This window comes from Brevundimonas sp. SS2672, assembly GCF_059579685.1.
In genome coordinates this window covers 2,366,434-2,385,744 of the sequence record NZ_CM184201.1, presented here as the reverse complement: position 1 = coordinate 2,385,744, position 19,311 = coordinate 2,366,434, and the positions used below count along the sequence as shown (strand labels likewise).

General features: G+C 67.0%; 18 protein-coding genes, 1 tRNA gene and 1 pseudogene. 6 read left to right on the top strand and 14 right to left on the bottom strand.

All coding sequences use genetic code 11. The annotated features are described in order from the left end of the window. Positions 1–6: 6 nt before the first annotated feature. The 4 genes from AC52GN_RS12105 to AC52GN_RS12090 all read right to left on the bottom strand — a co-directional run bounded on the left by AC52GN_RS12105 (position 7) and on the right by AC52GN_RS12090 (position 3,090). Positions 7–1,065 (bottom strand): linear amide C-N hydrolase, encoded by a 1,059-nt coding sequence (locus AC52GN_RS12105; RefSeq protein ID WP_496527239.1) that lies wholly within the window; start codon positions 1,063–1,065, stop codon positions 7–9. A 41-nt stretch (positions 1,066–1,106) separates the two neighbouring features. Continuing rightward, positions 1,107–1,898 (bottom strand): hypothetical protein, encoded by a 792-nt coding sequence (locus AC52GN_RS12100; protein WP_453989530.1) that lies wholly within the window; start codon positions 1,896–1,898, stop codon positions 1,107–1,109. A gap of 110 nt (positions 1,899–2,008) precedes the next feature. Further along, entirely contained in the window at positions 2,009–2,722 is a 714-nt protein-coding gene (locus AC52GN_RS12095; protein WP_496527238.1) for a DUF6456 domain-containing protein, read from the bottom strand. Continuing rightward, positions 2,719–3,090, bottom strand: a complete 372-nt coding sequence (locus tag AC52GN_RS12090; RefSeq protein WP_496527237.1) for a chromosomal replication initiator DnaA — start codon at positions 3,088–3,090, stop codon at positions 2,719–2,721. Before AC52GN_RS12090 ends, AC52GN_RS12095 begins: the two co-directional genes overlap by 4 nt. A gap of 375 nt (positions 3,091–3,465) precedes the next feature. On the opposite strand from AC52GN_RS12090, the gene ctrA reads away from it, so the two are divergent. The 4 genes from ctrA to AC52GN_RS12070 all read left to right on the top strand — a co-directional run bounded on the left by ctrA (position 3,466) and on the right by AC52GN_RS12070 (position 8,799). Next, the gene (gene ctrA / locus AC52GN_RS12085) at positions 3,466–4,167 is read left to right on the top strand and encodes a response regulator transcription factor CtrA (RefSeq protein ID WP_003165857.1); all 702 of its coding nucleotides are present in this window, start codon (positions 3,466–3,468) and stop codon (positions 4,165–4,167) included. A gap of 449 nt (positions 4,168–4,616) precedes the next feature. Next, positions 4,617–7,307, top strand: a complete 2,691-nt coding sequence (gene ppdK / locus AC52GN_RS12080; RefSeq protein ID WP_496527236.1) for a pyruvate, phosphate dikinase — start codon at positions 4,617–4,619, stop codon at positions 7,305–7,307. Between the two features lie 219 nt (positions 7,308–7,526). Beyond that, a complete protein-coding gene (locus AC52GN_RS12075; RefSeq protein WP_496527235.1) occupies positions 7,527–8,060 on the top strand; it encodes a porin family protein in 534 nt (177 codons plus the stop codon). A 211-nt stretch (positions 8,061–8,271) separates the two neighbouring features. Then, positions 8,272–8,799 (top strand): porin family protein, encoded by a 528-nt coding sequence (locus tag AC52GN_RS12070; protein ID WP_040346021.1) that lies wholly within the window; start codon positions 8,272–8,274, stop codon positions 8,797–8,799. A gap of 73 nt (positions 8,800–8,872) precedes the next feature. Here the strand turns inward: AC52GN_RS12070 and AC52GN_RS12065 are convergent, their stop codons facing one another. The 9 genes and pseudogenes from AC52GN_RS12065 to AC52GN_RS12025 form a co-directional block, all read right to left on the bottom strand. Continuing rightward, the gene (locus tag AC52GN_RS12065; protein ID WP_291777814.1) at positions 8,873–9,139 is read right to left on the bottom strand and encodes a hypothetical protein; all 267 of its coding nucleotides are present in this window, start codon (positions 9,137–9,139) and stop codon (positions 8,873–8,875) included. A 98-nt stretch (positions 9,140–9,237) separates the two neighbouring features. Continuing rightward, a complete protein-coding gene (locus AC52GN_RS12060; RefSeq protein ID WP_496527234.1) occupies positions 9,238–10,383 on the bottom strand; it encodes a beta-ketoacyl-ACP synthase III in 1,146 nt (381 codons plus the stop codon). A gap of 149 nt (positions 10,384–10,532) precedes the next feature. Further along, complete coding sequence (locus AC52GN_RS12055; RefSeq protein WP_496527233.1) at positions 10,533–12,596, bottom strand: capsule polysaccharide biogenesis protein; 2,064 nt, start codon at positions 12,594–12,596, stop codon at positions 10,533–10,535. 80 nt (positions 12,597–12,676) lie between these two features. Continuing rightward, a complete protein-coding gene (locus AC52GN_RS12050; RefSeq protein ID WP_496527232.1) occupies positions 12,677–13,495 on the bottom strand; it encodes an HpcH/HpaI aldolase/citrate lyase family protein in 819 nt (272 codons plus the stop codon). Then, positions 13,495–14,172, bottom strand: a complete 678-nt coding sequence (locus AC52GN_RS12045; RefSeq protein WP_496527231.1) for an SDR family NAD(P)-dependent oxidoreductase — start codon at positions 14,170–14,172, stop codon at positions 13,495–13,497. Before AC52GN_RS12045 ends, AC52GN_RS12050 begins: the two co-directional genes overlap by 1 nt. Positions 14,173–14,235: 63 nt before the next feature. After that, positions 14,236–15,130 (bottom strand): annotated as a pseudogene (locus AC52GN_RS12040) (ROK family protein). Between the two features lie 260 nt (positions 15,131–15,390). Then, positions 15,391–15,888, bottom strand: coding sequence for a GAF domain-containing protein (locus AC52GN_RS12035; protein WP_496527230.1), 498 nt, complete (start codon positions 15,886–15,888; stop codon positions 15,391–15,393). Positions 15,889–15,906: 18 nt separating this feature from the next. Further along, complete coding sequence (locus AC52GN_RS12030; RefSeq protein ID WP_496527229.1) at positions 15,907–16,662, bottom strand: hypothetical protein; 756 nt, start codon at positions 16,660–16,662, stop codon at positions 15,907–15,909. 191 nt (positions 16,663–16,853) lie between these two features. After that, positions 16,854–17,126, bottom strand: a complete 273-nt coding sequence (locus AC52GN_RS12025) for a hypothetical protein (protein WP_496527228.1) — start codon at positions 17,124–17,126, stop codon at positions 16,854–16,856. A gap of 147 nt (positions 17,127–17,273) precedes the next feature. On the opposite strand from AC52GN_RS12025, the gene AC52GN_RS12020 reads away from it, so the two are divergent. Beyond that, on the top strand, positions 17,274–17,549 hold the full coding sequence (locus AC52GN_RS12020) for an excalibur calcium-binding domain-containing protein (protein WP_496527227.1): 276 nt from the start codon (positions 17,274–17,276) through the stop codon (positions 17,547–17,549). Between the two features lie 604 nt (positions 17,550–18,153). Here the strand turns inward: AC52GN_RS12020 and AC52GN_RS12015 are convergent. Then, positions 18,154–18,229: transfer RNA gene (locus AC52GN_RS12015), tRNA-Ile, on the bottom strand. A gap of 189 nt (positions 18,230–18,418) precedes the next feature. Here AC52GN_RS12015 and AC52GN_RS12010 point away from each other — a divergent pair. Beyond that, positions 18,419–19,189: an SIMPL domain-containing protein gene (locus AC52GN_RS12010; protein WP_496527226.1), complete on the top strand. Its 771-nt coding sequence runs from the start codon at positions 18,419–18,421 to the stop codon at positions 19,187–19,189. Positions 19,190–19,311: the final 122 nt, after the last annotated feature.

Here is a 19,311-nt window from a genome sequence, read left to right as displayed (position 1 = left end):
GGCGCCTCAGGATTGCGGACCCAGGAAAGGGAAGGCCCGGGCGTTGCTGAATTCGGCGGTGGCGTCGCCTGCATGGGTGTGGATCTGGTTCTCCCCCAGCTCCAGCCGCTTGACCGGGGCGCGCTCTGAGAAGTCGATCTTCTTCAGGTCCACCCAGAAGGTGTTCGGCGTCAGGGCCGACTCGAAGAAATACAGCTTGCGCTTGTGGTCCACGACCGTCCGCCAGCGGGTCGAGGAGATGTTCGGCTGGTCCGGGGTCGAGATGCCGAACGGCACCGAGACGTTGCGGATCACGCTGAACACGCTGGCCAGGGCCATGTTCTGGTCTTCGAACTTGGGGATGGCGTTGACGTAGAAGGCGGCCCGCGCATAGCGGTCGGCCGCCCGGTTGGTGCCCGGCAGCATGACCGTGCCGCCGATGCCCTGCCAATAGGTGTTCAGCGCCAGCTGCTGGTCGAAGGTCGGCGAGTTGGTCATCACCTGGTAGTCGCGGCTGTGGTGGATCACCAGCTTGCCGTCGATGTATTCGAAGATGGCGCTGTCGCCGCCGGAATCCGACAGGGACAGGTGCAGGGTGGTCAGGCGGTCCTGACCCGGCACATTGTCGCTGACCAGAACGAAGGGCTCGTCGCGCAGGGCTTCGACCGCCTCGGCCACGGTGGCGAAATTGTCGAGGGCGTACTGGGCCCAGGCGGCGATGCTGAGCGCGGGCTTGTTCGGGTCGTAGGCCGGGTATTCCGACTCCACCAGCCACAGGACGTTGGCGACCAGGCCCATCTCGTTCACGCCGTCGACGGTCGAGATGTCATAGCCGCTGGCGATGACGCTGCCGTATTTGGACGTCCAGGTCAGGGAGTTGGGACCGCCGGACCCGTCCCGCGCCATGCCGCGCGGAAAGATCCAGAGATTGGTCATGATCTCGTCCTTCCAGTCCATCGACCGGGCCGTGATCACGGCGCCGTCGTGGCCGTGGTAGACAAGGCGCGTGCACGCCTCGGCCGCCGGAACGGCCACCATGAAGGCGGCGGCCAGGGCGGCGACGCCCTTCTTCATTCCGTTGCGCATGTCGTCTCCTGAGGTGAGGGGATCGTCGGGGGGATGAGGGGTCAGTAGGTCAGCGACAGGCCCAGGACCGGGCCGTGGCGGGTCACCTTCCAGTCGAAGCGCTGGCCGGTGAAATCGTCCTGCTCATAGTTCTGATGCAGCAGGCGGTAGCCGGCGTTGATCGAGACGGCGCCGCCCGCCAGCGGGGTGCGATAGGAGGCCAGGGCCTGCCAGGCCAGGCTGTGGCGGTCGTCGTCGCCCAGGCCGCCGGCGTCGACCTGGGCGCGCAGGGTCCAGCGCTCGGACACGTCGCCCTCGACCCTCAGGCCCAGCAGCAGGTCGGTCCATTCGGCGCCCTTGTGCACGGCGCCCAGCGGGGTGTTCAGATCGGCCCGCAGCTGGCTCCAGCGGGCGCCGACCAGAGGCTCGACGCGGAAGCTGCGCGCGTCGCCGAAGGCGGTGCGACCGCCCAGCGGGTCGTCGATCAGGCGGAAGAGCACCCCGCCCGAGACGGTGGTCGAGCGGGTTCCCAGTTCGGCCGGGACGCCCATCAGGGACACGCCCTCATGGGTCTTGGCGTATTGATAGTCGACGAAGGCGCCCCAGCGGCCCTTGCGCACCTCGACGTCGCCCATGACCACGCTCTCCAGCTGGTCGAAGGCGTCCGAGGCGGACACGTCCACCGGCGCCTTGTGGCCCGCCAGCGTGACGTTTCCGTCCAGCGAAGTGGCCCAGACATAGGGGCTGACCGTCACACGCCACTGATCCTCGGCGCTGGTCTGGGCGACGGCGGCGCCGGCGAGGGCGGTCGCCGCCAGACCAGGAAGAAGCGAGGCTGGGCGGAAGAACGTCATGGGGAGTCTGCTCACGGCGACCGAGGGGATGGTCTCTGGATAGAACGGCCATGCTTAAGTAATCGTGGACCGGCAATCTGTGATTGTATTTCGCCGATCGTCGTGCGCCGTCACCCGATGCCGTAATGCTCGGCCAGAGCCTGCAATCCCTGTTTCAGCAGGGTCTTGCCCTGTCGGCGGCGCAAGGACAGGGCCTGTTCCGCCAGTTGCAGGGACGTGCCGTGGATGCAGACCTGCTCGACCATGGCGCGCAGACGCGGGCCGCAGGCGTCCAGCGCCGCCTGCACCCGCGCCGAGGCCGACAGGGCGCGGTCGCCCGGTTCGATCCGCACGCCCCCGCCGGAACGCGAGGTCGGCAAGGCGTCCCAGCGCATGGTCAGGGAGGGTCCGGCGGCCGCGATCTCGGCCTCGGCGCGCAGCCGTTCGCCCGCCGCGACCTCGGCCGGCGTCAGCCACGGACGGCCCGACTGGTCCTTGCGCCGGGCCAGCCACAGGATCGGGCTCTCGCCCAGATTGGCGCGGCGGGTGGTCAGGCGGCCGTCGCCCTCCATCATGGCGCGCTCGCCCTCGATGACGCCGGGGCGTCCGGGCGGGGGCGCGGGTCGGGCATGGTCGTTGGCCGCGCGGGGCAGCCAGCCGCCGCCTTCGCGCAGGCGCAGCCCCGGCCGCTCGATCACGGCGCGGAAGACGGCCTCGTCCAGGGTCAGCACCACCCGGCTGCGCCGGTCGCGGCCAAGGCGCAAGGGATAGGCGCCGTTCGCCTGGTCCAGCCAGGCGCCGGGGCGTTGCAGCAGGCTGCGGGCGCGTTCCAGCTGGCGGCTCATCGAAGGGCTCCGATCTCGGGCGCCAGATCGACCAGGGGCAGCTCCATCACCGCCCGCAGCGACCCCTCCAGGCCGTCCATCAGGGCGTCGTAGTCGGGACGGTCGCGCTCATCCTCGGCCCAGCGGCAGGCGGCGCCGGCCGTCGCCCGGTTCAGGCCGAAGGCGTGGGCCACCCGCTCCAGCGGCCAGCCGAAGGAGACGTGCGCCAGATACATGGCCGACCAGCGCGCGCGACACGCCCTGGGCCGCACCCGCTCGCGCCGCGTCATCTCGGCGACAGGCACGCCCAGGGCCAGACCCGACAGCGACAGGGCCGCGTCCGCCCGGATGCGGTCGCCCTCCGTCACCGGCACGCGATAGGGTTCCATGATCTGCGCTTCCTCCCCGCCATTCCTGTGGATGCCGCCATTATGAGTGCGTCGGGCGGTTGGGTTAGGAATGTTGTCCTATGAAGCGTCAGAAACGGTCGCTTCGACAGGCGGGGCACGGCATTGACGGGGGCGGTTGTGCACGCCCCCTGTGGAAGACGCGTCAGACGTCAACAGGGGAATGAGGGAGCGGCACCGAATAAATTAACGAATCCTTGACTCGGGACTCTGGACGGCGATCTCGCAAATCACCTTAGGCGTTTCATATCGGGATGCGTTAACCCTTCTTAAGGTTTTGGCCCGTTAACGTTGGAACAAGGTTACCCGGCCGCATGCCATGTGCGGCCATCCCAAGCTTTGCCTGGAGGGGCATGAATGCGCGTCCTGTTGATCGAAGACGACCACGCGACGGCTCAAAGCATCGAACTGATGCTGAAGTCGGAAGGGTTTAACGTCTACACCACCGACCTGGGTGAGGAAGGCATCGATCTGGGCAAGATCTATGACTACGACCTCATTCTGCTGGACCTGAACCTGCCGGACATGAGCGGCCTCGAGGTTCTGCGTCAGCTGCGCAACGGCAAGATCAATACGCCGGTGATGATCCTCTCGGGCAGCCATGAGATCGACACCAAGGTCAAGACCTTCGGCGGCGGCGCTGACGACTATCTGACCAAGCCGTTCCACAAGGACGAACTGATCGCGCGCACCCACGCCGTGGTCCGCCGCTCCAAGGGCCACGCCCAGGCCATCATCCACACCGGCGAGATCGCGGTGAACCTGGACGCCAAGACTGTCGAGGTGAACGGCCACCGCGTGCATCTGACCGGCAAGGAATATCAGATGCTGGAGTTGCTCTCCCTGCGCAAGGGCACGACCCTGACCAAGGAGATGTTCCTGAACCACCTGTACGGCGGCATGGACGAACCCGAGCTGAAGATCATCGACGTCTTCATTTGCAAGCTGCGCAAGAAGCTGGCGACGGCTGCGGGCGGCAAGCACTACATCGAGACCGTCTGGGGCCGCGGCTATGTCCTGCGCGACCCGGCCGAGGGTGCGATCACCGTCGCCGCTTGAACGGATCCGGCCTGAGCCTCCACTCAGGACGCATGGAATGCAAACGCCCGCCAGGAAACCGGCGGGCGTTTTCCTTTGGCCGAATTCACCTTGTGTGTTGGCGCAGATGCCTGATTTCCGCTCATCCCGGCGGACGCCGGGATCCAGTGCTTTGGCTTCAGGCTCCGGGCTCCACAGTCAGGCCTCAGTTTGGCTTACTCACTGGGTCCCGGCGTCCGCCGGGATGAGCGGGGATGAAAAGGGCAAGACCCGCATCTGATATCGAGCCGGCATTTTTCTTTGGCCGCTCCGGGGCTTGGACGAGGTTAGGGCAGGGCAGGGGCGCCAAACGATACATCCCCTCACGGATTGTTACGCCTTCGGCCTCGCCTTCGCAGGTGCAGCGCGCTAGTGAAACCCCACATAAGGCGGGACTCAACCTCGCAAAACCACGGTTCAGGAACTACGAAATGACCAAGTGGGTGTACGGCTTCGGCGGCGGATCCGCCGATGGCGATGCGTCGATGAAGAACCTTCTGGGCGGCAAGGGGGCGAACCTGGCCGAGATGTCGTCCCTCGGCCTGCCGGTGCCGCCCGGCTTCACCATCACCACCGAGGTCTGCACCTGGTATTACGCCAACCAGGAAACCTATCCGTCCGATCTGACCGATCAGGTCAAGGCGGCCCTGGCCCACGTCGAGGGCGTGGTGGGCAAGACCTTCGGCGACGCCGCCAACCCCCTGCTGGTGTCGGTGCGTTCGGGCGCCCGCGCCTCCATGCCGGGCATGATGGACACTGTGCTGAACCTGGGCCTGAACGACGAGACGGTGGAGGGTCTGGCCAAGCTGTCGGGCGACCGCCGCTTCGCCTTCGATTCCTATCGCCGCTTCATCACCATGTACTCCAACGTGGTGCTGGGCCTGGGCCACGACTATTTCGAAGAGGTTCTCGACGATCACAAGGATCGCCTGGGCGTCTCGGTCGACACCGAACTGACCGCCGAGAACTGGGAGAAGGTGGTCGCGGACTACAAGGCCCTGGTCGAACGCGAACTGGGCAAGCCCTTCCCGCAGGAGCCGCAGGCCCAGCTGTGGGGCGCCGTCGGCGCCGTGTTCGAAAGCTGGATGAACGACCGGGCGAAATTCTATCGCCGCATGCACGACATCCCCGAAAGCTGGGGCACGGCCGTCAACGTCCAGTCGATGGTGTTCGGCAACATGGGCGAGACCTCGGCCACCGGCGTCGCCTTCACCCGCAACCCCTCGACCGGCGAGAACAAGCTGTACGGCGAGTTCCTGATCAACGCCCAGGGCGAGGACGTGGTGGCGGGCATCCGCACGCCGCAGTCCCTGACCAAGGCGGGCCGCGAGGAGATGGGCGAAACGGCTCCCTCGATGGAAGAGGCTATGCCCGAGGTCTTCGCCCAGTTCGTCGACGTGGTGGGTCGGCTGGAAAGCCACTACCGCGACATGCAGGATATCGAGTTCACGGTCGAGCAGGGCCGTCTGTGGATGCTGCAGACCCGCAACGGCAAGCGCACGGCCAAGTCGGCGCTGAAGATCGCCGTGGACCTGGCCTCCGAGGGCGTCATCTCTCAGGACGAGGCGGTCAGCCGCGTCGAACCGGCCGCGCTGGACCAGTTGCTGCACCCGACGCTGGACCCCAAGGCGGCGCGCACCGTCGTGGCGGCGGGCCTGCCCGCCTCGCCGGGCGCGGCGACCGGCAAGATCGTCTTCGACGCCGATGAGGCCGAACGTCTGGGCCAGCAGGGCGACGCCGTCATCCTGGTCCGCGACGAGACCAGCCCCGAAGACATCCACGGCATGCACGCGGCGCGCGGCATCGTCACGGCGCGCGGCGGCATGACCAGCCACGCGGCGGTCGTGGCGCGCGGCATGGGGCGCCCCTGCGTCTCGGGCGCGGGCGAGATCGCCATCAATGAGAAGGCCGGAACCTTCACCGCGCGCGGCCGCACCTTCAAGGCGGGCGAGGTCATCACCATCGACGGCGGCAAGGGCGAGGTGCTGGACGGCGCCGTGCCCATGATCGAGCCGGAGCTGACGGGCGACTTCCAGACCCTGATGGGCTGGGCTGACGGCATCCGCCGCCTGAAGGTCCGCGCCAACGCCGAGACTCCGCTGGACGCCAAGACCGCGCGCGGCTTCGGCGCCGAGGGCATCGGGCTGTCGCGCACCGAGCACATGTTCTTCGACGAGGCCCGCATCGCCGCCGTGCGCGAGATGATCCTGGCCGACGACGAGGCGGGCCGCCGCGTGGCTCTGGCCAAGATCGCCCCGTTCCAGAAGGCCGACTTCGTCGAGCTGTTCACCATCATGAGCGGCCTGCCGGTGACGGTGCGCCTGCTGGACCCGCCGCTGCACGAGTTCATTCCGCACACCGACGCCGACATCGACGCCCTGGCGGCGACGCAAGGCCTGGACGCGGCCAAGCTGAAGCGCCGCGCCCGCGAACTGCATGAGACCAACCCCATGCTGGGCCACCGCGGCTGCCGCCTGGGCGTGGCCTATCCGGAAATCTACGAGATGCAGGTCCGCGCCATCCTCGAGGCGGCGCTGCAGGTGAAGGCGTCTTCGGGCGTCGCCCCGATCCCGGAGATCATGCACCCGCTGGTCGCCCTTGGGCTGGAGATGAAGTATCTGCGCGAACTGACCGACCGCACGGCCAAGGCCGTCTTCGCGGACGCGGGCGACAGCGTGGAATATCTGGTCGGCACCATGGTCGAGCTGCCCCGCGCGGCCCTGCGCGCCGCCGATCTGGCCGAGCACGCCGAGTTCTTCAGCTTCGGCACCAACGACCTGACGCAGACGACCTTCGGCATCAGCCGCGACGATTCCGGCCACTTCCTGCAGGCCTATCTGGACAAGGGCATCTTCGAGAACGACCCCTTCGTCCGTCTGGACCAGAGCGGCGTGGGCGATCTGATCCGCATCGCCGAGGAGCGCGGCCGTGCGGTCAAGCCGGGCATGAAGATGGGCATCTGCGGCGAGCATGGCGGCGATCCCGCCTCCATCGCCTTCTGCGAGACGGTCGGCCTCGACTACGTCTCCTGCTCGCCCTACCGCGTGCCGATCGCCCGTCTGGCCGCGGCGCAGGCGGCCCTGGCGGCGCGTTCGGGCGAGGAGCGTGAAAAGGACCGCTGAGGCCCGTTCAATCGTCGACAAGAGAAGGGCGACCCGAAAGGGTCGCCTTTTTCATGCCCTGAAATGGTCGCCCTTGACGGAACGCGGTGTGTGCCTTCTCCCGCACAGTTCTCGCTCCCTCGTTCAAGCACAGGGAACGGCTATGGGCGCTTGAGATTTGTTTCTCCGCAAGGTGGTCAGGCCGGTCCTGCTCATCGCAATAAGGAGTGATTGAAGCTCATGCGTAACGTTATTCTCGCCGCCGCCGCCCTTTCTGTATTCGCCCTTCCCGCTGCGGCCCAGGTCGTGCAGCCGGGCGGTCCCACCTACTACGGCACGCTCGGCTATTCGCAGCTGGACCATTCGGATGGCGATCTCGGCGCCGTCACCGGCCGCCTGGGCGCCAAGCTCAACCCCTATTTCGGCGTCGAGGGCGAAGGCTCGATCGGGGTGAAGGACGACGACTTCACCATCGCCGGGGCCCAGGGCAAGATCGAGCACGACTATGACCTGGCCGCCTATGCGGTCGGCACGTTTCCGGTCACGCCCAATTTCGAACTGTTCGCGCGCGGCGGCTACGGCACCACCCAGATGAAGGCCGAACTGGCCGGGGTCGAGCGCAAGGCCGACGGCGAAAGCTGGAACTACGGCGTCGGCGCCAACTACTACTTCGACGGCCAGAACGGCCTGCGCGGCGACTGGACCCGTCGCGACTTCACCGACGACGGCGGCGAAGTGGACGTCTACTCGGTCAACTACGTCCGTCGTTTCTGATCCGATTCCCGGCGGATCGGTTGGGCGCGCTCCCCGGCGGGGCGCGCCCATTCTTTTGCGCCATTTAGGTAACGCCGTGTGTGTCTTTCGCGTAACTTTCGTCGTTCGTGGTTGATGCGCCTATGGAACGGGGATGCAGGCGCAACCATTTAAGCTTCGTTGGATGGGGCATGTGATCAAAGAAGTCACATCATCTAAGGAGTATGAAATAATGCGTAACGTTCTTCTCGCCGCCGCCGCTGTATCTGTTCTCGCCGCTCCGGCGTTTGCTCAATCGAATCCCGAGCCGCGCGGTTATGGTTCGCTGGGTTACACGCACATGGAAGGCGATGCGGCCCAGACCGGCGCCGTGTCCGGCCGCCTGGGCGTCAACCTGAACCGCTACCTGGCCGTGGAGACCGAGGTCGGCGTGGGGGTCAAGGACAAGGACATCACCGTCGCCGGCGTCGACGGCCAGATCAAGCACGAGTGGGACGCCGCCGGCTATGTCGTCGGCAAGTATCCCGTCGGCGACAAGCTGGAGCTGTTCGCCCGCGGCGGCTACGGCCACACCGAGCTGAAGCAGGAACTGGCCGGCTCTGAGAGCAAGGTCGGCGGCGACAGCTGGAACTACGGCGTCGGCGCCAACTACTACCTGGACGGCGTCAACGGCGTCCGCGCCGACTGGACCCGTCGTGACTTCCGCGACGATCGCGGCGAGGCTGACGCCTATTCGGTCAGCTACATCCGCCGCTTCTAAGCGGAGGGTCTGAAACGACGAAGGCCCGCTCCAGTCGGAGCGGGCCTTTTTCGTTGGTCGATTTTTGAGGCGGTCAGGCGACGCCCGGCGCTAGGGCCCAGCGCAAGGAGCCCTCGCCGAAGGGGCGGATGAAGAAGTCGCGATAGCGTTCGAACACCTCGATGATCTTCATCTTGAGGTCTTGAGTCACCGACTCGCCGCGTTGGCGTTTCAGCGCCGCGACGCAGTTGATCACCATATCCTGATGGGCCGAACCGCCCATGCGCTGCAGCACCGTCGCCACGTCGTGCGCCAGCGGATCACTGAGTTTTTCAGCCCAGGGCAAAGCTGTCTGAGTCATTCGGGCGTCGTCCCCCCTGTTTCTCGACGCGTAACGGTTTGCAAAAATTTCCGAACAGTGCAAGCGCCGCCGGAAATATTGATTCCTATTCGGGGCGATCAGGGGCGCTTTTGCACAAAAACCGTGCCCGCCGAATAACCTGCGCCGAAGCTGCAGATCAGACCCGTATCGCCCGGCGCGAAGCCGTCGTGGTGCAGGTGGAAGGCGATGATCGATCCGGCCGAGGAGGTGTTGGCGTAGTCGTCCAGGATGATGACGTTCTCGCTCGGCGCGGGGTCGCGGCCCAGCACCTTCTTGCCGATCAGGGTGTTCATGTTGATGTTGGCCTGGTGCAGCCACAGGCGCTTCAGCCCGTGCGTGTCCAGCTTCAGCTCGGCAGCGTGATCCAGGATCATGGTCGAGACCATCGGCACCACCTCCTTGAACACCTTGCGGCCCTGCTGGACGAACATCTTGTCGGTCAGGCCGTCCGAAGACACGGGCTCGTTCGCGTCGGTCGGCAGGGCGGCGCGGTTCAGGAAGCCGAAATTGTTGCGGATGTTGTTGGAGAAGCTGGTCTGAAGCTTCGTGCCCAGAATGTCCCAGCCGCCCGGCCCGGCCTGATCTTCGGCCTCGATGATGACGGCGGTGGCGACGTCGCCGAAGATGAAGTGGCTGTCGCGATCCTTGAAGTTCAGGTGCGCCGAGCAGATTTCCGGGTTCACCATCAGCACGGCCTTGACCGATCCCGAGGCCACGAAGTCCGCCGCCGTCTTGATGCCGAAGGTCGCTGACGAACAGGCCACGTTCATGTCGAAGGCGAAGCCCTCGATCCCCAGCGCCTGCTGCACCTCGATAGCCATGGCGGGGTAGGGGCGCTGCATGTTCGACGCGGCGCAGATGACGGCGCCGATCTCGCTGACCGGCTTGCCCCAGGCCTTGATGGCGTCCTCAGCGGCCTTCACCGCCATCTCGGCCAGGATCGACAGTTCGTCGTCGCCGCGCGCGGGCAGGTGGGGCAACATCCGCTCGGGGTCGATGATCCCCGACTTGTCCATGACGTAGCGCGCCTTGATGCCCGAGGCCTTTTCGATGAAGGCTTCGGACGAGGGCGTCTTGGCCTCCAGCTCTCCGGCGGCGATGGCCTCGGCGTTGGCGGCGTTCCAGCCTTCGGCCCAGGCGTTGTAGGCGCCGACCAGCTCCTCGTTCGAGATCGACTGTTCCGGGGTGAACAGGCCGGTTGCGGAGATGACGGCTTTTTTCACTGTATGGTTCCCTGACGCTCGGCGCGCGGCGCCTCGCTGCATGAGGGAACATGGAGTCCCCGGCGCTCGACAAGCCTTATGTCGGCGCCTCGCGGCGAAGTTCGGGCGCCTCGCGGGCCGGACTCAGTCCGTTGCGATGACGAACGTCCTCAATAGGCCGGGGGAAGGCTGCGGTCGAGACTGGCCTTTATGCCGCGCCACCAGCGATTGATGCGGCCGCGCGGCGGGGCGGGCAGGGGATGGTCGCGCGCGGCGATCAGGGCCTCGACCAGATCCTCGGCCTCGCACGGCCAGCCGTCCGGCGTGACATAGACCGGATAGCCGATCAGGGCGGCGTGGATGATGTTTTGCAGGCTGGCGCGACGGGTGCGGCGCTCGAAGCTCAGCCGGTCGTCGGTCAGGCCCCATCCGGCATAGAAGGGGCGGCCATAGATGCTGACCGGCTTATTCCGCATCAGGGCCTCGAACCCGGTCAGGGAGGTCAGGGTCGCCAGCCGGTCGCAGGCGTTCAGGCAGTCGATGATGTCCAGATCGTCGGCCGAGGCGTCGACCTCTTCCATCGCCGCATGGTCCAGCAGGCCGGGGCGGTTGCCCGCCGTCACGTCCGGGTGGTTGCGATAGATCAGGAAGGCGTCCGGATGATCCGCCCGCGCCGCCTTCACCAGGCCGGAGTTGGTGCGCAGGTCCGGCCCGCAGCCCATCAGGATCGAACGGTCGTTCTCGACCTGACCGACGACCAGCAGAATCGGCTTGTCCTTGGGCCAGTGCGCCGGGACGCCCGCCCCCTTCAGATTGTATTTCGACAGGCCCGCCTCGACCACCCGAACACGAAGCGCCTCGGCGCGCGCGGCCTGATCCGGCGACGGCTCGCCCGCCTCGATCAGGCTCTCCAGACGGCTGGGCCGGGTCGGGTCGTAATAGACGCCCTGATCGTCCAGGGCGACCGACAGGGCGCCGAAGAAGTCGGAGCCCAGGCCGCGCGAGCGGATGAAGCCGTCCTCCATCCGCACGACCGGCCCCTCGAAGGCGTCGGCGGCGGCGCGGATCTGCGGCGTCTCCTTGCCGGCCCACCAGATCAGCTTGCCGCCCGTCGCCCGCGCATGGGCGACGGCGGCGGACGAGCGCCAGAAATAGCGGACGCGGCCCTTGGGCGAGTTCAGCAGGCGGCGCACCGGCGGCCGCTTGGCCGGGGCGAAGCCGACGGCGGCCCAGTCGCCTGCCAGACGGTCGGCGCGGTCGCGCAGGGCGATCAGCCGGTCCAGCGCCTGTTCGGCCTCGCACCGCTGGCCGGTGACGGGGTCGACATAGCGGGTGTAGGCGATCAGGGCCGCCGCCGCGATCTGCTCCAGATCGCGCGGGGCGCCGCGCCGACCGGTCTGGACGGCGTCCGTCGTCAGACCCCAGCCCGAATAGAAGGGCGCGCCGAAGCAGCGCACCGGCAGGCCGCGCAGCAGGGCCTCGAACCCCAGCGCCGAGGTCACGACATAGACCGCATCCACCGCCGCCAGCAGATCGGCGGGCCGCACGTCCGTATCGATCAGGGTGACGCCCTGAAGCTGGTCCGCCGGGATGCAGCCCTGCTTGCGCCCTGCGGCCACGGCGGGGTGGCGCTTGACGATCAACTGGGCGTCCGGCTCGTCGCGCCGGGCGGTCGCCAGCATGTCGGAGAAGCTCTGCTCGCTGGCCAGTCCATAGCCGATGGAGGCGTCGCCGAAGGTCTGGTCCACGATCAGCACCCGGCGGCCGGGCCTGAGCAGGCTTGCGTCCAGCGGCCCGCCCATATTGGTCTTGGACACGCCGGAGGCGACGATGCGGTCGATCAACGCGCGCGACCGACCGCGCATCGCATCGTCGCACCAGTCGGGGGCGGTCTGGATCAGATGCTCCAGCCGACTGGGTCGGGTGGCGTCGTAATAGACGCCCAGATCATCGACGATGAGACTGAGGCTGGTCGCTCCGCTCTCGCCGATCCCGACCGAGCGCAGGAAGCCGTCCTCCAGCGCCACATACGGTTTGCCGTGCTTCGCCGCCCAGCGTCGGCCCGCCTCTGCCGTCGGCTTCATGCCCCAGCCGAGGACGGCCTCGATCGACGATCCGGGCAGGGCGGACAGGTCGTAATCGGGCAGGAAGGCAGACAGGAACGGTACCTTCAACACCCCCGGCGCACAGACCCAGGCGCGGGTTTTCGACGAGGGCGGAAGCGGTGCGGTCATGGGATGGTGTCTACGGTTTGTAGAGTCAGGGCGCTACCCCACGACCGCTCATCCCGGCGGAGGCCGGGATGAGCGGAGAGTTAGAGGTCGGCCAGAAGTGTTTCGGCGGCGTGCAGATGCAGCCGCTCCACCATCTCGCCCTCGACGCGGAGGACGCCCAGCCCAGCGGCTTCGGGCGCGGCGAAGGCGGCCACGACCTTGCGCGCCCATTCGATCTCGTCAGGCGACGGACCGAACGCCGCGTTCGCCCCCTCGATCTGCGACGGATGGATCAGGCTCTTGCCGTCGAAGCCATACAGCCGCCCCTGCGCGCACTCGGCGGCGAAACCCGCCTCGTCCTTGATGCGGTTGAACACGCCGTCGATGACGTTCAGGCCGTTGGCGCGGGCGTGGGCCACGACCGCCGCCAGCCACGGCTTCAGCGGCTCCCGGTCGGGCGTGGGGCCGGTCTTCAGGTCCTTGGCCAGATCGTTCACGCCCAGCATCAGGCCGCTCAAGGCCCCGTCCGCTTCGGCGATGTCGCGCAACTCCACCAGGGCGCGCGGCGTCTCGATCATGGCCCACAGATCGACGCCGGGGCGCAGCGCCGCCGACAGGGCGTGGACCATGGCCGCGCTCTCGACCTTGGGCGCGACGATCAACTCGACCGGGGCGCCTTGCAGCGCTTTCAGGTCGTCGGCGCCCCACGGCGTGTCCAGCCCGTTGATCCGCACGCCGAGGCGCGGGCCGAAGCCGCCCTCGTGCGCCGCCGCGACGGCGGCCGCGCGGGCCTGCGCCTTCATTTCAGGCGCGACGGCGTCCTCCAGATCCAGCACCGCCACGTCGCAGGGCAGGGTGCGCGCCTTCGCCACCGCTCTTTCATTCGAGGCGGGCAGGTAGAGGACGCTGCGCGCGCGCATCAGACCTTGCCTGTCACGGGGATCAGGGCGCCGGTCACCGCCCGCGCCTCGGGCGAGGCCAGGAACAGGATGACGGCGGCCAGATCGGCGGGCGCGACCCATTTCGACGGATCGGCGTCGGGCATGTCGGCGCGGTTGGCCGCCGTGTCGATGATGGAGGGCAGGACGGCGTTGACCGTCACCGGGGTCGACTTCAGCTCTTCGGCCAGAGCCTCGGTCAGGCGGTGGACCCCAGCCTTGGAGGCGGCGTAGGCGCCCATGCCGTGCCCGGCCTTGATCGCCCCGTTGGCGCCGATGTTGACGATGCGGCCTTCGCTTGACGCCTTTAGATGGGGCAGGGCGGCGCGGCTGGCGTTCAGCGTCGTCTTGACGTTGAGGGCGTGCATCCGGTCGAATTCATCGCCATCGCTCTCGACCGGGCTCCAGACGAAGCCGCCGGCGATGTTCAGCAGGGCGTCCAGGCGGCCGAAATGGGCGACGACGGACTCGATTGCGGTTTTCGCCTGCGCGGGGTCGGTCAGGTCGACGCCGTTGATCTCGAACACGTCGGGATTCGGCTGGCGCGGCGGGGTGCGGCCGATGACGGCGACCGACAGGCCGCGCGCCTGCGCCGCCTCGACGACCGCCCGGCCAAGGGCGCCGTATCCGCCGGTGATCGCGACGACTCTCTGGCTCATGCTTCCTGCTCCTGTCGGTTCGGCGCGGACCATAGCGGGGCGCGCGGCCCAATCAATCGACGATCAGGCGTCCCACAGACGCGCGGCGCCGCGCACGCCAGAGGAATCGCCCCACTTCGCCGGGACGATCCGCCCCTCCCAGTGGTCGGAGAAGACATGGCGGGCCACGACGGCGGGCAGGCGGTCATAAAGCTCGCCCACGTTCGACATGCCGCCGCCCAGCACGAAGACCTCCGGGTCGGCCAGATTGACGACCATGGCCAGAGCCCGCCCCAGCCGGTCGATGTAGCGGTCCAGTGCGTCAGCCGCGCCGGCGTCGCCCGCGCGCGCGGCCTCGACCACGGCCTGCGCTTTCCAGTCCCGACCGGTCGCCGCTTGATGGTCGCGCTGGAAGCCGGTTCCGGAGATCCAGGTCTCGAGGCAGCCCCGCAGGCCGCACCAGCAGGCGGGGCCGGGCGCCTCGTCCGCCGAGGGCCACGGCAGGGAGATGTGGCCGATTTCGGCGGCGACAGCGTGCGCGCCCTCGATCAGCCTGCCGTCGATGACCAGCCCGCCGCCGCAGCCGGTGCCCAGGATGACGCCGAACAGGCTGGCCGCATCCGCGCCGGCTCCGTCGGCGGCCTCGGACAGGGCCAGGCAGTTGGCGTCGTTGGCCAGCCGCACCGGGCCGCCCAGCACGGCCTGCAGATCAGCGCCGAAGGGGGCGCCGTTCAGATAGGTGGAGTTGGCGTTGCGGATCAGGCCGGTGCGCGGCGAGGGCGATCCGGGAATGGCCAGACCGACCGATTGCGCAGGGCCTGCTTCGGCCTCGACCCGCGCGATCAGGTCGGCGACCAGGCGGATGGCGGCGTCATAGCTTCCGGGGTTCGGCTCGCGGATCTCGAGCCGCGAAGGCGCCCGCCGCGTCCAGCGCCGCCGCCTCGATCTTGGTGCCGCCGAAGTCGATTCCGATCCGCATGGGGCAGGAGGTAGCACGGGCGGGGGCAGGCGTCGTGTCGGAACCCGCTCCTGACCCCTTCGCCGTCATCCTCGGGCTTGACCCGAGAATCCAGCGTGGTGCGGACAGTCGGTTGATGATGATGCGCCGCCGTCGCGCTTCTCACGGGCGAGGTCCAGGGCGCGGGCGGCTGGATCCTCGGGTCAAGCCCGAGGATGACGGCAGGGGGCGGAGGGTGGAGTAGTGGAGGAGTGGAGGAGCGGAGGGGAACGAGGCGCGCTTCACCCCGCGCCGAACACCCTGGCCATCAGCCGCTCCAGCGCCTCGGCGTCCACGGCGTCGAAGGCGGCCTTTTCGGTTGCGTCCACGTCCAGCACAGCGATCAAGGCGCCCGAGGCGTCCAGCACGGGAACCACGATCTCGCTGGCCGAGCGGCTGTCGCAGGCGATGTGGCCGGGGAAGGCGTCGACGTCCTCGACCACCTGGGTCTGGCGCGTTTTCGCCGCCGCGCCGCAGACGCCGCGCCCGAACGGGATGCGCAGGCAGCCCAGCGTGCCCTGATAGGGGCCGACGACCAGTTCATCGCCCTTGGCCGCGTCCACGACGTAGAAGCCGGTCCAGAAGAAGGCGGGAAAGGCGTCCGCCAGCATGGAGGCCACGGTGGCCATGCGCGCCGTCAGGTTCGGCTCGCTGTCCAGCACGGCCAGGATTTCGGCCTCGACCTCGGCGTAGCGTTCGGCCTTGTCGGCGGGGCGGTCGTCACGGGCGACATAGGACATCGGGCGGGCTCGGAGAAACTAGGGAACGGTGTAGGCGCTGCAATCGGGCAGGGGCGCGTCTGCAACATAGGCCTTTGCGGCTCGATCGAAAGTGAAGACGCGCTGCACCGTGCATTCGGCGTCGACGGCCTTGACCAGGTCCTCGGGCTTCAGCGGCGGCTTGACCAGGGAGTCCTCGTCTCGCGACACCCGGCCGGGGAAGGTGGCGGCGGTCGAGGCGTAGGTCAGGCGCGGCGGGAAGGCGTCGCCCTCGGCCTTCAGCTCGGCGGCGAACTCATATTCGTCATGGCAGGCGCCGGCCCGCTGTTTCATGTCCTCTTCGCCGAAGCAGGCGCGGATCATCAGCGAGCCGGACATCGGGACGGTCAGGATTTCCTGCGGCGTCTCGCCGGGCGTGAAGCGCACCAGGGTCCGGTAGGAGGACATCCCGCCGCCGCCCGAATACATGGCCTGCAGCTCCATGTCGGCGCCGAGGATGACGTCGTCGCTTCCGGCGCGGCGCAGAATGACGCCGGGCTTCCAGAAGCCTTCGGAGGCCTCGCTTTCGATGAGGTGGGAGGCCGCGGGCGCACGGCCGTCCGGCGTTCCGTCATACAGGCGCAACACCAGCTGTTCGTCCGTCTCGTCCGTCTCGATCAGGGCGCACCAGCGGCGATCGGCGGTGCAGGCGGGAATGGCCTCGCCCTGAGCCGCCGCCGGAATCGGCTCCAGCGTCTCGAAGGCGGGCGTCTGAACGATGGCGGCCAAGGCGGCGCTGAGGAGAGGGAAGATCATGGAACGGAACTCGACGTTGGGCAGTCACGGCAATGGTAGACTGCCGCGTTCGACGATGGCGAGCGATCATCGTCGATGCGGCCCGCAAGGTTCGCCGTCCTGCTCCTGGATCAATGCGCCCGAGCCGGCCCGCCTGGGAGCGACTTCGACGCCCTTCGGCATCGAAGTCGCCGAGCCGATGGCCGCCGGGATCAGGGGGTGCCGGGAAGACCTTCGCAGATTGCATCGCGGCGAGCATCAACACATTGCATCTTCGCCAGCGGATCGTCGGGATGTTGAGCCATGCAGATGGTCAGGCTTTCTCGCATGCACTCTTGGTAGGTGTAGCGAACCTTCTTCACCAAGGTCCGCTTGGCTGAAAATTCGGGCGAGGGTTGGGGCGTCTTGGACACGTGAGCCGAGACAGCGCCGCCAATACCCATGAGCGTGATCGCAGTGATTGCGCCAAGTAATTGCAACTTCATCGTTTCCTCCCGTGCGGACGAAAGCGCCGCCAAGACTTCCTCAGGAATATCAAGACATAAGCGGGTCAAACCAGCCTTGATGCAACTTAACACAATCAAAGGGTTAGGCCTCCATCGTCAACCCAGCTGGCGCTGAGGGAATGGTAAATGTCGAGGAACAGGAGACGGGATAGCGTTGAAATCGTGCTTGCTGGCGTGCTGTGCATTGGCCTGTTTGGGGCGGTGGTCCTATGGCCTGAGAAGCCTGCACACGAGCGACCCTTCTCACCAACAGAGAAGGTAAGGCACGTTCTCGCCAAGCCAAGCTGTTCTGCTGCACGTCTGGTGCGCCTAGCTCCTGCTAGAAGGGGTGAGCCGGGCTACTATCTGGAACATGACAGAGACCGTGACGGTTGGGCCTGTGAACCCATGCCCCGTAGGTGAAGATAGGCTCCAAAGTAAAAGGCCGCCCCGAAGGACGGCCTTGATGCTATCGACTAGGAGCATCCTCTGTAACTGTGACTGCCCCTCCGTGAAGAAGGGCCGCGTCTACGATCCGGCAGCCTAGGCTTGACGCCTGAGGGTCCACATAGCCAACTTCTACAGGTCCGAATGGGATTGTCGATTTGGCCGGTACGCGCTTTAGGATCATCGTATCGTACCGTTTGATGACCTTTCCGGTTTCAGCCCGCACCTGACACTTCAGCTTGAAATTCCCAATAGGATAGCTGGATGAGTTAGTCAGGGTGCCCTTGATGCGCCCAATGCCAAATTGAACCTCATACTGGTCGCGCATGGCGACATATGTCTCAGGTTTGGCTTCCACATGATCGTAGGTGTCATGTTTGGCCTCGGCTCGTGCCTGTTGCAGCCGTCCTAGGTCACCGAACGCTTGATGAGGTCGAAACCTATACGCGCGACGCAGATCAGGGCCGCCTAGCAGAAAGGGCTTTCTCCCGGCTTGAGGGCAAAGCGTGAACGTCTGATGTCAAACCTTGCTGTCAAACCTGACGGCAGTACTTGATTTATAAGGAGAAAATGGTGGGGGTGGTAGGCCCGGAGGGACTCGAACCCCCAACCAGACCGTTATGAGCGGTCGGCTCTAACCATTGAGCTACGGGCCCCCGAAGCACACGAAGGCGTGCCTAGCAGGCGGCGCGGCGGCTGCAAAGCCGCCTTGGACCCGTCGCGCTTTTCACGCCGATGAACGGAACCTGCACAGGGGTCTTTTGCGTTCGTTCAGCTTGAAACGGTCAAGTTAGGCCGTGGCTGGCGAACACGTCCGCCCGAATGAATTCGACGGAGACCTCGTAATGACCCGCACCGCACGCGCCCTGATGCTGGGCACGGCCCTGATGACCTTGGCGGCGCCGGCCGTCGCATCCGCCGCTTCTGGCGCTCAATCCCAGCCCGGCGGCGCTTCCCCGATGCAGGTGCACGCCATGGCCCAACAACCCGCCCTGAACCTGTCGGCCTACGGCGAGGTCAAGGTCGCGCCGGATCAGGCCACGATCAACTTCGGCGTGGTGACCGAGGCCCCGACGGCCCAGGAAGCCATGGCCCAGAACGCCCAGCAGATGACTCGCGTCGTCGCCGCTCTGCGTCGCGCCGGGATCGCCGAGCGCGACATCCAGACCTCGGGTCTGAACCTGTCGGCCCAGTACGACTATCAGCAGAACGAGCCGCCCAAGCTGCGCGGCTACCAGGCCTCGAACCGGGTTACGGTGACGATCCAGGATCTGAGCAAGGTCGGGACGACCGCCGACGCCGTGGTCACGGCCGGCGTCAATCAGATCGACGGCATCGCCTTTGGCTTGAAGGACCCGAAGGCGGCCGAGGACCAGGCTCGCGTGCTGGCCGTGCGCGCCCTGCAGGACAAGGCGCGTCTGTACGCCCAGGCCCTGGGCGTCGACCTGGGGCCGGTGCGTTCGCTGACCGAGGGCGGCGGTTATGCGCCTGAGGTGCGGCCGCAGGCCATGTACGCTCGCGCCGCCATGGATGCGGGCGGCGCCTCGACCCCGGTCTCAGCCGGCGAGCTGACGGTCCGCATCGATATCAGCGGAACCTACGACATCGGCCGCTGATCGCGATCCGGCGATGAAACGAGAAGGGCCCGCCGGAAACGGCGGGTCCTTTTTCGTAAGTTTATTACCGTCCGTTCATTTGACGCGCGGGGCGCGGCCTCTATCCTCACGCTTGGCCGCCT

Coding starts and splice junctions, on each gene's coding strand:
- AC52GN_RS12105 (WP_496527239.1), bottom strand. CDS start 1,065: ATGCGCAACGGAATGAAGAAGGGCGTCGCCGCCCTGGCCGCCGCCTTC.
- AC52GN_RS12100 (WP_453989530.1), bottom strand. CDS start 1,898: ATGACGTTCTTCCGCCCAGCCTCGCTTCTTCCTGGTCTGGCGGCGACC.
- AC52GN_RS12095 (WP_496527238.1), bottom strand. CDS start 2,722: ATGAGCCGCCAGCTGGAACGCGCCCGCAGCCTGCTGCAACGCCCCGGC.
- AC52GN_RS12090 (WP_496527237.1), bottom strand. CDS start 3,090: ATGGAACCCTATCGCGTGCCGGTGACGGAGGGCGACCGCATCCGGGCG.
- ctrA (WP_003165857.1), top strand. CDS start 3,466: ATGCGCGTCCTGTTGATCGAAGACGACCACGCGACGGCTCAAAGCATC.
- ppdK (WP_496527236.1), top strand. CDS start 4,617: ATGACCAAGTGGGTGTACGGCTTCGGCGGCGGATCCGCCGATGGCGAT.
- AC52GN_RS12075 (WP_496527235.1), top strand. CDS start 7,527: ATGCGTAACGTTATTCTCGCCGCCGCCGCCCTTTCTGTATTCGCCCTT.
- AC52GN_RS12070 (WP_040346021.1), top strand. CDS start 8,272: ATGCGTAACGTTCTTCTCGCCGCCGCCGCTGTATCTGTTCTCGCCGCT.
- AC52GN_RS12065 (WP_291777814.1), bottom strand. CDS start 9,139: ATGACTCAGACAGCTTTGCCCTGGGCTGAAAAACTCAGTGATCCGCTG.
- AC52GN_RS12055 (WP_496527233.1), bottom strand. CDS start 12,596: ATGACCGCACCGCTTCCGCCCTCGTCGAAAACCCGCGCCTGGGTCTGT.
- AC52GN_RS12050 (WP_496527232.1), bottom strand. CDS start 13,495: ATGCGCGCGCGCAGCGTCCTCTACCTGCCCGCCTCGAATGAAAGAGCG.
- AC52GN_RS12045 (WP_496527231.1), bottom strand. CDS start 14,172: ATGAGCCAGAGAGTCGTCGCGATCACCGGCGGATACGGCGCCCTTGGC.
- AC52GN_RS12035 (WP_496527230.1), bottom strand. CDS start 15,888: ATGTCCTATGTCGCCCGTGACGACCGCCCCGCCGACAAGGCCGAACGC.
- AC52GN_RS12030 (WP_496527229.1), bottom strand. CDS start 16,662: ATGATCTTCCCTCTCCTCAGCGCCGCCTTGGCCGCCATCGTTCAGACG.
- AC52GN_RS12025 (WP_496527228.1), bottom strand. CDS start 17,126: ATGAAGTTGCAATTACTTGGCGCAATCACTGCGATCACGCTCATGGGT.
- AC52GN_RS12020 (WP_496527227.1), top strand. CDS start 17,274: ATGTCGAGGAACAGGAGACGGGATAGCGTTGAAATCGTGCTTGCTGGC.
- AC52GN_RS12010 (WP_496527226.1), top strand. CDS start 18,419: ATGACCCGCACCGCACGCGCCCTGATGCTGGGCACGGCCCTGATGACC.